Genomic DNA, 13,833 nt, shown 5'->3' on the forward strand with positions numbered 1-13,833 from the left:
AAGTAATTCAGTATTTAACCCCCCTTTTGTACGTCTAATTCATTATAATCCATACATGACTTTGATAGAAAAGGACACGAAATACGTGACTGAAACTGTTCAAAAACCCGAATTAATCATTCGTCAATATAACGACCTGACCCCTTATGCAGACCGCTTTTTAGAGATGAAAACACTCACTGAACAGCGCGATGAAAACACACCTGATGAACTGTGGATTTTGCAACATCCCGATGTATTAACTCAGGGGCAAGCTGGCAAACCTGAACATATTTTGGTGCATAGTAACATCCCTGTGGTACAAACAGACCGTGGTGGGCAAGTCACTTGGCATGGGCCGGGTCAATTGGTGGCTTATTTCATGTTTGACCTAAACCGTTTGGGATGGAATGTTCGTACATTGGTTTCGTATGCCGAAACCCTCATGATCGATTTGCTGAACAAATATGGTATTCAAGCTTATGCCAAGCCTGATGCACCGGGTGTATATGTCAATGAACGAAAGATTGGTTCCTTGGGCTTTAAAATTCGTAAAGGCCGTTCATATCATGGTTTAGCACTGAATATTGATTGCGATTTATTTGGGTTTCATACCATCAATCCATGTGGCTATGCAGGATTGGAAATGGTGCGCATACAAGATTTAGTACAGGACTACCCTAAATTTGAAAACTTATGCGTCGATATCATTGATACTTTGAAAAACAGTGGTTACTTTAAAGACGTAACAGTCAAACAACTATAAAAGACTTTGCTTTCTCAAATAAAATAATTTAGAGTAAAAGCTCTAAATTTAATAATTATAGATAAGGGATGTACACGTGATTGCAACTAAATCCGTTAAACCCGCGCTCCAGCAGGCCTATGTCAAACTCATGATGGATGTGATTGGCAGAGGTCTGGTCATGGCGAGCCAGGTCGATGAAGAAATTAAACAAGAAGTTGCTAAATTTCCAGTTAATTTTATTTTATCTATGAATGTTTTTCCAAATGGTGCTGCATTTGTCGCGCAAGTCACGGAAGACCACCAACTCAAACTCCTCACACCCGGCACTCAAAAGCCTGACTTAACCATTACGTTTAAGCATTTGAGTCATGCCTTTTTGGTCTTCTCATTTCAAGAAAGTACCGCACAAGCCTTTGCCAATGACCGCATGATCGCCGATGGTGATTTGTCTTATGCAATCCGATTGGTGCGTTGTCTCAACAAAATGGAAGCGTTAATTTTACCTAAATTGGTGGCTGAATTGGCTGTCAAAGAATATCCAACACATTTAAGCCTAAAAGAAAAACTGAGCGGTGCTGCAAATATTTATTTAAAAGTAGCCCAGTCTTATTTAAAACGGAGCGCATAACACATGGCTAAACCATATTACGAATTTTTCTGTCCTGTAAAAGTGATTGCTGGCCATGCTGCTTTAGAACACATCCCATTCGAACTGTCTACTTTGGGTGCTAAACGCCCCATGATCATTACTGACAAAGGCGTTCGCAGCAATCAATTACTCGCACCGATTGAAGCGGCATTTGAAAGCACCGAGACGGTGATTGGCTATATATTTGATGATGTACCGCCAGACTCAAGTTTAGAAACCGTACGTAAAGCGGCTCAACTTTACCGCGACAACCAATGTGATGCCATTATTGCAGTCGGTGGCGGTTCAGTTATTGATACCTCTAAGGCAACTAATATCTTGGTATCTGAAGGTGGTGATGACCTACTGAAATACTCAGGTGCGCACAACTTACCAAAACCGTTAAAACCATTTTTTGTGATTCCAACAACCTCGGGTACAGGTTCAGAAGTGACTATGGTCGCTGTGGTTTCTGACCCTGAAAAGAATGTAAAAATGGCCTTTGCATCGAATTATTTGATGCCACATGCGGCAATTCTTGACCCACGTATGACGCAAACTTTGCCACCTCATCTTACGGCGATGACAGCGATGGATGCGATGACGCATGCCATTGAAGCCTATACGTGCATGGCGGCGAACCCGATTTCAGATGCCTATGCAACTGCCGCAATCAAGAAAATTAGCAATAGCTTATTTGGTGTCTTAGATAATACCAGTGATGCACATGGGCGCTTAGAACTTGCACAAGCCTCTACGATGGCAGGAATTGCATTTTCGAACTCAATGGTCGGTTTAGTGCATTCATTAGGTCATGCGCTGGGTGCAGTCGCTCATCTGCCCCACGGCTTATGCATGAATTTATTCTTGCCGTATGTGTTGGAATACAACAAAGAAGTGAATGGCGATAAGATTGCTGAATTGCTATTACCACTGGCTGGTCCTGATATTTACGCACAAACACCGGCCAACCTCCGTGCTGAAAAAGCCATTTCAACGCTTTTAGCCATGCGTGACCGCCTATTTAGTTTAACCAAATTACCTCGTACTTTGAGTGAAACTGGCAAGGTGACAGAAGCTCAATTGGATGAAGTGGCAGAGAAAGCACTGAATGATGGATCGATTATTTACAACCCTAAAGAAGCCAGCTTAGAAGACCTCAAAACTATTCTAAAAAAAGCTTGGTAATTGCTGAAAAATAAGCGAATATAGCGAAAAATTAAGCCTGATGTTTTTTTAAACATCGGGCTTTTCACTTGCAGAACGCAATATCAGTTATTTTTTAAACAAACTGGCATAATTTCTGCTAAAAATAATTTCAAAGTTACTGACAAAATGTACCAATTTGGAGTAGATTGGCGCACTTTTGTTTTAAAACGTAGGGGGGATCGTTCGTCTCAAACGATCCTTAGAATATGACTGATCCTTGATCAACGATAAGAGGATAACGCCGTTGACAAATATCTCTGGGACTCAATCGGCAGCTAAACTGCAAAAAACGCTTGGACTCTGGCACATTATTATTATTGGTTTGGCTTACATTCAGCCGATGACCTTGTTCGATACCTTCGGTCTAGTTTCTGAAGAAAGTCATCGACACGTGCCGACATCTTACATTATTGCCCTGATTGCAATTTTGTTTACCTCTATCAGTTATGGACATATGATCCGTCGCTATCCATCATCGGGTTCGGCGTATACCTATGCTCAAAAATCCATTCACCCGAACGTTGGTTTCATGGTGGGTTGGTCGTCATGGCTAGATTACCTGCTGTCTCCAATGGTGAATATTATTCTTGCAGTGATTTACCTTGAAGCACTATTTCCAACAGTAAACCACTGGGTATGGGTCATTGTGCTAACGGCATTCATGACTGGAATTAACTTACGCGGCGCGCGTTTTGTTGCTAACTTTAACAGCCTGATTGTACTTGTGCAGTTATTAGTAATTGGTATTTTCACGTGGATGGTCTACAGCAAGCTTCAAATGGGCTTCAATGCTGATGGCCCGATTTCTGCGGCAGAACGCTACCAATTATGGAGCCTTGAGCCATTCTGGAATGAACTGACGTCTGTGGGTGCACTGATTACAGGTGCAACATTACTGTGCTTCTCGTTCACTGGTTTTGACTCATTAAGTTCATTGGCAGAAGAAACCAAAGATACTGAGAAAACACTGCCGAAAGCGATTTTCTTAACTGCTTTAATCGCAGGGATTATCTTCATTATTAGTACCTACTTCATGCAGCTGTTCTTCCCTGCTGAGCCGGGCAACTATTTCAAGAATATTGCTGAAACGCAGCCAGAGATACTCATGCTCGTCGGCGGCTCACTGTTCCAATCCTATGTTTTAACTTTTGCGATTGTGACAGTAATGGCATCAGGTATTTCTGCACATGCTGGCGTATCACGTCTGATGTACGTGATGGGTCGTGATGGCGTCATTAACAAGAAGATCTTTGGTCATATTAGTCCGAAAAACTTCACACCATCATATAACATCATGATCGTAGGTGCGGTTGCATTAACTGCGGGCTTTATGGATCTTGATATTGTCATTTCGATGATTAGTTTTGGTGCATTGACAGCCTTTACTTTCGTGAACTTATCTGTGATTTCACGTTATGCACTTCGTGATGGCCGCACAAAAACAGCCAAAGATATTTTTAGCTTTGTCGTTATTCCAATGCTTGGCTTTATCAGTATCTTTGCGATGTGGTTAGAAATTGAAGAAACTGCTTTGAAATATGGTTTATGGTGGGCAATGTTCGGTATTTTATACCTTGGTTATAAAACTAAAGGTTTTAAACACCCTGCACCACAACATAACGAATTTGATGACAAACTATAAGTTTTCCATCTCATAAAAAAGGCGCTTTAAGCGCCTTTTTTTATGTCTAGCCTAATGATCTCTAAGGCTGAATACGCTTAGCTGATTGCTTAAAGTGGATTGTCATTTCTTCGCACTTCTCGCCTGTATTGCCTTTAAACTCAACAGCGGTTCCCACACCGTGGGTCCATGTACCTACTTCCACGGTTTCTAGATTGACTGCTGCTTCAAAGACATGCTGCTGCTGCGGATACAGCTTGATTTCACTTGGCGTTTCGCAAGTCTGTTTTGGAAAATACGGTCGAACTTGCTCATCCAAATGCATAGTTAATGGCATATCACATTGCAATTGAATCGTGACTGGCACGCTATTGGTGTTCTTTAATGTCAGACGTACATTTTGTGAATTTAGTTCAGACAGTGCAGCTGGTATTTCTACAAACGTCTGAGTGTCTACTTTTTCACGGTCAAGCGGATTTAAGAACGTCAATTCGCGCTCTACACCATGACAGGTATCTTGCTCAGGCGTAGAAAATTCTAGATAGCGTGTTCCAAGTATAAAGCTACCATTCTGCTCACCCGCATGACCAATATCAATAATTGGATCACCTGTGCCTTCGATCGTTACCCCACCGCTCGAAAAAAAATCAATCTCACAGCCTGACAATACGGACATCAGGCTGCAAAGTGTCAGTATTTTAAAATTTAATTTTCGCATCATGTTGATAAACTCCAAAGCGAAATGCACGATTTGCTTCAGGATTCCCGTCATCCATTGCGCAACGCTCCGCGGCAAGTTTTAAAAGTTGTAGTGAGTATTTCTGCCAAAGCTCCAAGCTCATTTCATGTAATTTATTAATCGATTCTTCTGTTAATTCGTCGGCACAAATGGCTTGTTCTAAGTAAGGTATTTCATCAGGATTCAATAAATTATGCAAACCCGCTTCTAAATGTGCTTGAACATTTCGCGTTAAAATTTTACGTGCTTCTAACTGCGAAGGATCAGGAATAAAACGACGTTGTTGTAAATACACCAGCCCATCTTTTTCAGTGGCAATTTCCAAACGCACAAGTTCATTGAGTACCGAACGTGGATGGCGCTCGGTGGAGATTCGTTTCACTAACATTTCAAAACTATTTTCTGACTCACTACTAAAGGGCAATGAATCCCCCCAGCCTTCTGCAAGCCACAAACCAATCACACGTGATGGCACACTAATCGGCTCCGAAACAGTCGCTTCAGTCAGATCCTTACCTTCAGAAATCACTTCTTTATAAGCAGTCACGTCCTTACGGTGTAGACCAGAAAGTAAACTGATCGCGGAAATCGTCGGTTTTTGATCGATACGCTCTAACTCATGTACAGCTTGTTGGAAAAAAACTGGTTTCAATGCAGCAGTAAACTCGGTATACCCCACACCGGAGCGAATCAGCCATTGGCTCAGCTCATTCATCAGCACCAATACTTGCTGTAAATTTTGATCTGCCTCATTAGTGAGAAGTTTGCTCATTGAATTGCCATGAAAATTAGACTGCATAAGTGAAATTTTCGCATTGTTTAATCTACTTCACAATTTTTATCTGATGAGATCTTGAGGATATTCAGTAAAAAAATGATTATTTACATTAAAATGCGTAAAAGAAACACTGATCGAGATATCTAAACTTTCAACACTATGCCACCAACCAATTGGGATAAATAAGGTTTCCCCTGGCTGCAAAATGCACTCGAACGGCGTCACGTTTTCTAACAATGGATAGGCTGCGAGATCAGCCTTTGCAACATCTGAAACCTGACTGAATACCCAATGATCGTTATACATATACGGCATCTGCCATGCAGGAATCAAAGTCACTTTTTTACGTCCATAGATTTGTGCCAACATATTATTGGTTAAGTCATAATGCAGTGGTGTAAATGTGCCTGCAGGGCCAAACCATAAAAAATGTCGATCTTTGATCTCTTTTTGACAATAACCTTTGGCGAAGTCACCTAGATCCTCACTTATCTTTTGCATGAACTGCTTATTTTGAGCGGCGTTATTCGCAGTTAAATAAATGTCATTGCTACGCTTAGTGGCTTTGATTTGTGCGACAAAATCTTGCATCAAAATAATGCGTTTCAACTGTACCGATTTTTTTTCAAAATCTTGATACTGCTCACGATGCATCTGGACTTCAACCAACTCATTTTCAAAATGCTGTGCAAAATATTCAGGACTCCATTTATGCAATGCAGGCCAATGTTGCATCCCACCTTTTAAAATGACCGGTCGCATCTGACTATAATACTGCTCTATAAATGTTTTAAAATCAGGTGTTTCTATGCAATCGATTGTGGATGGACTGTGGTCATTCAATTGATTCAATTGACCCATCACCTGTAATAGCCAACGCTGTTTATTCTGCTGTTGCTGTACTTGCTTCAGTTTTTTAAAAATTACGTTATTGTTTACATGCTTTAAAAACTGAATGATCAAATGATTTGAAATATTTTTTTGCTTAATTTTTTCTAAAATTTCAACTGTCTCTGAGCCCTCAAGACAGTAGTCCAAAAGTTCATTTTGCAGCTGCTCTGAAAGTTGGTCTGCATCAGAAAATAAGTATTGATCCGCCCTTGGGCTTAATCCATGTGATTGTAAAATTAGACTTATTTTCTGTACATCACAACCATTTTCAATATTTTCATTCAACCAATTTTGCCATTCCATCGGTAAGGATTGATACCAATTTTTACTTTGCTTTAGATGTTCACTCTGGCTTTCTACATTCATCTTCACCACTCCACCCTCTTTACAAGTGAAGTATAAATGATCTATTTTAAAAATGCTAAATTTTCGCATTTTATAATTATTTAAACACCGCGAATGTTATGAATCCGACAAAACTCATGCGGAATGACATAACAAAGTAAAGGAGAAAGTTCATGAAAATTCGTCATTTAGTCATCGTTAGCAGTCTGTCTTTAGCTTCAATACCGGTATATGCAGGTTTTGCCGATACCATGCGTGATTTAAGAAATACACTGAATCAATTTAATGAAACATCCAAAGAAGTATCGAATACCGCAAAAGAATGGACAGGCAGTCGGGCCACGACTAACTCAAATTATGCTGCGAATGGTTTCAGTATGGGACAGCAACTCAGACCTAAAATTAATAATCTAACGCTTTATCAAACTGCCGATAAGTCGAGCCAAGTCATTAATAAACTGTCAAAAAATGCAGACATTATTTTTGCGGGAAACATGACTAAAACAGGTTTGATCGAAGTCACTACAGAACATGGCAATGGCTGGATTGAGTCACACCTTGTGCAATAAATCTAGATTTTAAAAGTGTATACAACTGCATCAGCCGTACATAACAACTTCACTCTATTGAGCACTAGTCATGAATAATAATCACAAAATCAGCATTATCGCTGCTGTATTTACGACATTGGTGGGCTGTGGTGGATCAAGCTCCAATGATGATGGCGCGACACCTACACCTACACCTACACCTACACCTACACCTACACCTACACCTACACCTACACCTACACCTACACCTACACCTACACCAACGCCAACGCCAACGCCAACGCCAACGCCAACGCCAACAACTGTAGCGGATAAATTCACAGGTGAATGGATTCAAGGGAACTCTGCCCTCGGTAACAGTAATTGCGATTTACCACAAATTTCAATTCATAAAACCAGTGAAAACTCAGTCAGTGCACTGAACGAAGAACTTAAATATGCGGTACACAATAGTTCAAGCAAAACCTGCAGCGGCGAATTTATTTCCAAACGCTATCAATTACTTCATGACATGGTTATAAGTGAAATACAGCCGGCTGCAACACTAAATAACTTTGAATATCATGCGATTAAGTTTCAACCAGTCAGGGGTGGCGCGACGAGCAACCGTGTCTTAACTTTTTTAAATAATAATTCTTTCTGCGTGATCAACGCGACGATTTCAAATCCAAGCTATATCATCATGCAACGCGGTCTAATTACTGACCCACTCAAGGACAGCCGCTGCTATACAAAAAACTCCAATGAATTCTTCACTAATTTAAAACCGAAAGCCAAAATCACAACTGCAGACTTTAAGTCTGAGAGTTTTATTAATACCACCGACACAGTGAACTTCTTGGCTCAGCTTAATACAATGGGACAAAGCGGTTATAAGTTAATTGGCTATGATTCTAAAACTTTGGACAATGGCAATGTTAATAGCTACATGAAACTTGCCAATGAAAATACGCGTTTCAATCATGTTGTGGCAGATCGTACAGCACCCTCTACCGCTGACATTTATTTTACATGGCGTAATCAGTTAAACGAAAAAGGCAAATCAGGCTATCAATACCTGCATAGCGTCAGACCAACCAATACCCTGAATTTCAAAGATTATTTCATTAAAAAGGAAAATGATACCGCGACATATACCTATGACAGCGGCTATGTTTCCCCACTCGTTGACCCAGTGCAGCTAGAAACAATGCTCAATACACTGGGTGCCCAAGGCTGCCGTATTATTCAATTCAAAAGCTATTTCACTGGTTTACGTCCTGAAATTCTAAACGGCAATCAAAACAGTCCTAAAGTTGCAACCTGTATAAATAGCAGCGCACACCATGGCACCTACAGCTATCGCTATAAAACTTACCCAACCGGCAGCAATAGTGTAGAGCGCAGCTTAAAATTACAGGAGTTGATTGATGAGCAAGCTAAAGACGGTTACCGCTTAGTCAGCCGTGCTTTAGATATGAGTTCAACCACCAAAAACGGCATGCTGTTTATGAAAGACAGCGAAAACACTAATGTCGGTGAGTTTAAAGTCTTTAGTGAAACTGTCTTTGCAACGTCGACATTTAACGACGTCTTACTGAAACGTCTTCAGCAGCAAGGTCAATTGGGTTGGTTATACACCAGCGGTCAACTGCTGTTTGCAAATAATCCAAAACATCTACAAACAGAACTGAGTGACTTTAATTTAATTGATTAATTCATGAGGTATCTCGAGCTTTTCCATGTCCTTTATTTTTTACATCAAGGACATGGATCATTCACATAAATCAAAGCAGTGATAAAAATCACTTATTTTAAGCGGCAATTAAAACCCATCTTGGTATCAACGATATTATTTTCATAACCTAAGCTTTGAATAAATTGATTGCGGTCTGATATTTGTTTTTGATCCGCTTGACTCAATCTTGCTTTATTTTTTTGTGCCAACCCATAGGTTTCATTCACTAAACCCTGATAGATCCCGCAAACTTCCTGACGCTTGGACTTTTTCAATTGACGACCACCATACCATGAACGTTCAAAATCGTCGGCTTTTAGTGTTTTTCCCCATTCCTCAATACGCTGATTTTGTCTTTGCTGCATTTCCAGCATGCCCTGCTGGATTTCAGCCTTAGTAAAAGGCTTGATCACCTCAACCTTCGGTACAACTGGAACATTTTCTGTAGTTGCAGTGACGGTCACTGCTGTCTGTTCCGTTGTGGTTGATACGGTTGGATTAGCCCAACTCATTGATGAAATGAATCCGGTCGCAAATACGACACCAAAAGCTTTTAAATTTATAGATTTCAAGTTTTAAGTACCCATTTTATTTCTTCACAGTGTTCTTATACACATTTTTATATTGATGCTGAAGTTTTTAAGCCCTTATTTTACAAAACTTCATTGCTGTAAATGGTTCACTGTGTTCACTCCCAATAAAAAAGCCGCTCGATAGAGCGGCTTTTTGAACAGATCACACTTAGACCAATTCTTTAAAGTCTTGCTGACGCCAAGCTTCATATAAAATCACAGCAGTAGCATTAGACAAGTTTAAACTGCGTGAATTTGGTGCCATAGGTAGGCGAATCCAATGTTCTTTCGGGAACATCATACGGACATCTTTCGGCAAACCACGTGTTTCTGGCCCCATCAACAGCGCCACAGGACGGTTTAAATTGGAGGTATGCGGTGTTTCAAAACCTTTGGTGGTTAATGGATAAATGGCATCCATCTCAATACCTTGCGCTTTTAAGCCCGCAAGACATTCTTCAAAGTTTTCCCACACTTTCATGTGCGCCCATTCATGATAATCCAAACCGGCGCGGCGAAGTTTTTTATCATCCAGCTCAAAACCTAATGGCTTGACCAAATGCAACTGCGCTCCAGTATTGGCACATAAACGAATGATATTCCCTGTATTTGCAGGAATTTCTGGCTCGTATAAAACAACATGGATCACAGTTTTTTTCTCTACTCTTTAGTTAAATAATGGCTTAAAACTCAGGCTATAGTTACAAAGCTAAAGCATAAGTTTAGATGATACTACAAGCGCTTGTTTATCCTCTTTGCTTAGCTTTCGCATTGCAATTGGATAATACCAGAACTTGTTTATCCTCTTTGCTTAGCTTGCGCATTGCAATTGGACAATACCAGAACTTGCTTATCCTCTTTGCTCAGGCATAGCCTTCGCCTTGCGCTCGGGCAACGCGTTGCGTTGCTTATCCTCGCTCATGCCATTGAAGCTGTTCACGCAGACTCACCACATCACCAATAATCGTCAATGTAGGCGCCTGAATTTGGTATTCACTGACTTTAGATGCAATATCTGCCAATGTCCCGACCACGACTTTTTGTTCAGGTGTCGTCCCTTTAGAAACCAATGCGACAGGCATGTCTGAACGCTGCCCATGCGCGATGAGTTTCTCACAAATTTTTTCTAGACCGACCAAGCCCATATACAGCACAAGCGTTTGATTTTGATAAACCAACTCATTCCAAGGCAGCTCAGGCGAACCTTCTTTCAGATGGCCTGTCAGGAAGCGTACACTTTGCGCATAATCACGATGCGTTAAAGGAATCCCTGCATAAGCCGAACAACCTGATGCAGCAGTAATCCCTGGAACGACTTGGAAGGCAACGCCTGCCGCAAAAAGTTCCTGAATTTCTTCACCGCCGCGGCCAAAGATGAATGGATCTCCGCCTTTTAAACGGCAGACACGTTTGCCTTCACTTGCATATTTCACCAGTAAGGCATTGATGCCTTCTTGCGGAACAGCATGATTAGATCGTGCTTTACCTACGTAAATTTTTTCAGCGTCACGGCGGCAGAGGTCCATAATCGGCTGAGAAACCAAACGGTCATAGATCACCACATCCGCTTGCTGCATTAAACGCAGGGCTTTTAAGGTCAGCAGTTCAGGATCACCCGGCCCTGCACCCACCAAATACACCTCGCCTTTCGGCTGTTTCCATTCCAATATGGCCTGTTCAATCAAACGATTGGCTTCGGTCAAATTGTCATTAAATACCTGCTCTTTGAGCGGACTTGCATACAAGTCTTCCCAAAAAATACGGCGTTCATCTGGATTGACGATTTTGGATTTAACGGCTGCGCGCCACTTACCTGAGAACTCAGCCAGTTTGCCCATGCCATGCGGTATTGAGCTTTCTAACTGGGTGCGTATTTGACGCGAGAGTACTGGCGATGTGCCATTGGATGCTACGGAGATGACCAGCGGAGAACGGTTAATAATCGCAGGAACCATAAAACGGCAATGCGGCGGATCATCAACACTATTGACCAAGACATTTTCAGCTTCGCAGGCTTCAAAAACCGCCTGATTGACTGCTTTGTCATTGGTTGCTGCAATCACTAAACGAAATTGACGCAGCGCAATGGCATTTTCTTGATAAACCGATTCGTGATAAATCGAGTTGAGATATTGACCTTGGGTTTTATTAACCAAGCTCAATAAATCATCTTCAATTTCAGGTGAGCAAACTGTCAGCTGAGCGCCCGCTTTTGCAAGCAGCACAGCCTTTCGATATGCAATTCGACCACCACCAACAATCAGACAAGGTTGCTGCTGCAACTTCAAAGAGATTGGAAAGATATCCACACACGACCTCAATAGTTTAAATCTGATTGTCTTAAGCAATTTTTGTGCACAAATGTATGCACTTTATCGACTATTAATCGATAAATTCAGCACCGCCCATATATGGACGAAGTACTGCTGGAATTTCAATTGAACCGTCTGCACGTTGATAGTTTTCCATCACGGCAAGTAAAGTACGGCCAACGGCCAAACCTGAGCCATTCAGCGTGTGCACAAACTCAGTTTTCTTTTGGTCAGCACGGTAACGCGCTTTCATGCGGCGTGCTTGGAAGTCACCCATGCATGAGCAAGATGAAATTTCACGGTAGGTATTTTGACTTGGTACCCAAACTTCTAAATCATACGTTTTGATTGCGCCAAAGCCCATGTCGCCGCCGCAAAGCACGACTTTACGGTATGGTAAACCAAGCGCTTGCAAGATTCCTTCAGCATGACCTGTTAACTGTTCCAATGCTTCCATTGACGTTTCAGGTTTTACAATTTGAACCATTTCAACTTTGTCGAATTGATGCTGACGAATTAAGCCACGCGTATCACGACCATACGAACCTGCTTCACTACGGAAACATGGTGTATGCGCTGCATATTTTAATGGCAAACGTTCTGGGTCAATGATTTCGTCACGCACGAAGTTGGTTACAGGCACTTCTGCAGTAGGAATCAGGTAGTATTCTTTTTCGCCTTGAAGTTTAAATAAATCTTCTTCAAATTTAGGCAATTGGCCTGTACCACGTAAAGAGTCTGCATTAACCAAATAAGGTACATAAGCTTCGGTATAGCCATTTTCCAAGGTATGTGTATTTAACATAAATTGGGTAATTGCACGTTGTAAACGCGCCAATGGGCCTTTGAGTACGCTAAAACGAGTACCTGTCAATTTAGTTGCGGTTTCAAATTCTAAACCGCCCATCATTTCACCAAGATCAGTATGGTCTTTGACTTCAAAATCAAACTGACGTGGTGTACCCCATTTTAGAACTTCAACATTGTCATTTTCGTCTTTACCTTCTGGCACAGACTCATGAGGTAAATTTGGAATCGATAAAGATTTGGCTTCGAGTTCAGCCTGAAGGTCAGAAAGTGCGAGTTCTGCCGCTTTAATTTCATCACCAATGGCAGACATACGTGCCATGATTTCAGATGCATCACCGCCAGCTTTTTTAATTTGACCAACTTGTTTTGCACCAGCATTACGTTCAGCTTGTAACGACTCAGTTTTAGACTGAATTTCCTTACGGCGAGCTTCAAGGTCTGCCCACTCTGCTACGTTGAGTTGAACACCACGTTTTGCTAAGGCTAAGTTTACAGCCTCAATATTATTTCTGAGTAATTTCGGGTCGATCATAGCCAATCTTAAGTAAAGAAAAAAACTGGCTATAGTGTAAGCTCTTAACACTCAAAAATACAGTGACCGAGCTTACAGCTGCCCCTTATTAGACCAATAATCTTGCTGCAAATTGTCTTATTTGGTTTCGTAATTTGGCAAACTTGGTAAATATTCAGGTTTAAATAGCCCTTTAGCCATAAAATATGGAAGTTTTAGCTCAGGCATGCCCTCTGCGTAGCTCGCCAATTCATACAGCGGATAAGCAAATACGATCCCGTTCGCGCCATAATAAAAAGGCTCTAGACTAGCAGATTTGCACTTAGTTTTACCTAATGAGGTCCCACAACTCTGTTGCTAGCTCATTAGGCTCCCTCATCCAACGCCATTCTGTTTCTTTAAGATGATAATCAAAATACTCT

At 41.3% G+C, this 13,833-nt stretch carries 13 protein-coding genes and 2 pseudogenes; 6 read left to right on the forward strand and 9 right to left on the reverse strand.

The window, feature by feature from the left end:
• Nucleotides 1–85 precede the first annotated feature (85 nt).
• The 4 genes from lipB to FTU17_RS10505 all read left to right on the forward strand — a co-directional run bounded on the left by lipB (nucleotide 86) and on the right by FTU17_RS10505 (nucleotide 4,206).
• Nucleotides 86–745, forward strand: coding sequence for a lipoyl(octanoyl) transferase LipB (lipB, locus tag FTU17_RS10490; protein WP_373684068.1), 660 nt, complete (start codon nucleotides 86–88; stop codon nucleotides 743–745).
• 76 nt (nucleotides 746–821) lie between these two features.
• Nucleotides 822–1,355: a hypothetical protein gene (locus FTU17_RS10495; protein WP_168378113.1), complete on the forward strand. Its 534-nt coding sequence runs from the start codon at nucleotides 822–824 to the stop codon at nucleotides 1,353–1,355.
• Between the two features lie 3 nt (nucleotides 1,356–1,358).
• On the forward strand, nucleotides 1,359–2,543 hold the full coding sequence (locus FTU17_RS10500) for an iron-containing alcohol dehydrogenase (RefSeq protein WP_111885299.1): 1,185 nt from the start codon (nucleotides 1,359–1,361) through the stop codon (nucleotides 2,541–2,543).
• Nucleotides 2,544–2,808: 265 nt separating this feature from the next.
• A complete protein-coding gene (locus FTU17_RS10505; RefSeq protein ID WP_078191378.1) occupies nucleotides 2,809–4,206 on the forward strand; it encodes an APC family permease in 1,398 nt (465 codons plus the stop codon).
• A 61-nt stretch (nucleotides 4,207–4,267) separates the two neighbouring features.
• Here FTU17_RS10505 and FTU17_RS10510 read toward each other — a convergent pair whose 3' ends face one another.
• The 3 genes from FTU17_RS10510 to FTU17_RS10520 all read right to left on the reverse strand — a co-directional run bounded on the left by FTU17_RS10510 (nucleotide 4,268) and on the right by FTU17_RS10520 (nucleotide 6,959).
• The gene (locus tag FTU17_RS10510) at nucleotides 4,268–4,906 is read right to left on the reverse strand and encodes a hypothetical protein (RefSeq protein WP_180135416.1); all 639 of its coding nucleotides are present in this window, start codon (nucleotides 4,904–4,906) and stop codon (nucleotides 4,268–4,270) included.
• Nucleotides 4,884–5,696: a DUF6502 family protein gene (locus FTU17_RS10515; RefSeq protein WP_180135418.1), complete on the reverse strand. Its 813-nt coding sequence runs from the start codon at nucleotides 5,694–5,696 to the stop codon at nucleotides 4,884–4,886. Before FTU17_RS10515 ends, FTU17_RS10510 begins: the two co-directional genes overlap by 23 nt.
• Nucleotides 5,697–5,762: 66 nt before the next feature.
• On the reverse strand, nucleotides 5,763–6,959 hold the full coding sequence (locus tag FTU17_RS10520; protein WP_180135420.1) for a cupin-like domain-containing protein: 1,197 nt from the start codon (nucleotides 6,957–6,959) through the stop codon (nucleotides 5,763–5,765).
• A 152-nt stretch (nucleotides 6,960–7,111) separates the two neighbouring features.
• Between FTU17_RS10520 and FTU17_RS10525 the strand changes: the two genes are divergently transcribed.
• Nucleotides 7,112–7,507: a hypothetical protein gene (locus FTU17_RS10525; RefSeq protein ID WP_180135422.1), complete on the forward strand. Its 396-nt coding sequence runs from the start codon at nucleotides 7,112–7,114 to the stop codon at nucleotides 7,505–7,507.
• A 70-nt stretch (nucleotides 7,508–7,577) separates the two neighbouring features.
• The gene (locus FTU17_RS10530; protein WP_180135424.1) at nucleotides 7,578–9,185 is read left to right on the forward strand and encodes a PT dipeptide repeat lipoprotein; all 1,608 of its coding nucleotides are present in this window, start codon (nucleotides 7,578–7,580) and stop codon (nucleotides 9,183–9,185) included.
• 92 nt (nucleotides 9,186–9,277) lie between these two features.
• Here FTU17_RS10530 and FTU17_RS10535 read toward each other — a convergent pair whose 3' ends face one another.
• The 6 genes and pseudogenes from FTU17_RS10535 to FTU17_RS10560 all read right to left on the reverse strand — a co-directional run.
• Nucleotides 9,278–9,718 (reverse strand): hypothetical protein, encoded by a 441-nt coding sequence (locus tag FTU17_RS10535; RefSeq protein ID WP_257227388.1) that lies wholly within the window; start codon nucleotides 9,716–9,718, stop codon nucleotides 9,278–9,280.
• Between the two features lie 229 nt (nucleotides 9,719–9,947).
• Nucleotides 9,948–10,427: a tRNA (cytidine(34)-2'-O)-methyltransferase gene (locus FTU17_RS10540; protein ID WP_180135426.1), complete on the reverse strand. Its 480-nt coding sequence runs from the start codon at nucleotides 10,425–10,427 to the stop codon at nucleotides 9,948–9,950.
• Nucleotides 10,428–10,686: 259 nt separating this feature from the next.
• Complete coding sequence (cysG, locus tag FTU17_RS10545) at nucleotides 10,687–12,087, reverse strand: siroheme synthase CysG (RefSeq protein WP_168378121.1); 1,401 nt, start codon at nucleotides 12,085–12,087, stop codon at nucleotides 10,687–10,689.
• 73 nt (nucleotides 12,088–12,160) lie between these two features.
• Nucleotides 12,161–13,432, reverse strand: a complete 1,272-nt coding sequence (gene serS, locus FTU17_RS10550; RefSeq protein WP_168378122.1) for a serine--tRNA ligase — start codon at nucleotides 13,430–13,432, stop codon at nucleotides 12,161–12,163.
• A gap of 117 nt (nucleotides 13,433–13,549) precedes the next feature.
• Nucleotides 13,550–13,708: pseudogene (locus FTU17_RS10555) on the reverse strand (RsiV family protein); the annotation flags it as partial.
• A 31-nt stretch (nucleotides 13,709–13,739) separates the two neighbouring features.
• Nucleotides 13,740–13,833: pseudogene (locus FTU17_RS10560) on the reverse strand (IS1595 family transposase); the annotation flags it as partial.

The sequence above is a fragment of the Acinetobacter sp. YH12070 genome, from assembly GCF_013419625.1.
Lineage (GTDB): Bacteria > Pseudomonadota > Gammaproteobacteria > Pseudomonadales > Moraxellaceae > Acinetobacter > Acinetobacter amyesii.

Excerpts from the sequence above, each read along its gene's own strand:
- FTU17_RS10535 (WP_257227388.1), bottom strand. The coding sequence starts at position 9,718 with ATGAGTTGGGCTAATCCAACCGTATCAACCACAACGGAACAGACAGCA.
- FTU17_RS10525 (WP_180135422.1), top strand. The coding sequence starts at position 7,112 with ATGAAAATTCGTCATTTAGTCATCGTTAGCAGTCTGTCTTTAGCTTCA.
- FTU17_RS10515 (WP_180135418.1), bottom strand. The coding sequence starts at position 5,696 with ATGAGCAAACTTCTCACTAATGAGGCAGATCAAAATTTACAGCAAGTA.
- FTU17_RS10510 (WP_180135416.1), bottom strand. The coding sequence starts at position 4,906 with ATGATGCGAAAATTAAATTTTAAAATACTGACACTTTGCAGCCTGATG.
- serS (WP_168378122.1), bottom strand. The coding sequence starts at position 13,432 with ATGATCGACCCGAAATTACTCAGAAATAATATTGAGGCTGTAAACTTA.
- FTU17_RS10530 (WP_180135424.1), top strand. The coding sequence starts at position 7,578 with ATGAATAATAATCACAAAATCAGCATTATCGCTGCTGTATTTACGACA.
- FTU17_RS10500 (WP_111885299.1), top strand. The coding sequence starts at position 1,359 with ATGGCTAAACCATATTACGAATTTTTCTGTCCTGTAAAAGTGATTGCT.
- FTU17_RS10520 (WP_180135420.1), bottom strand. The coding sequence starts at position 6,959 with ATGAATGTAGAAAGCCAGAGTGAACATCTAAAGCAAAGTAAAAATTGG.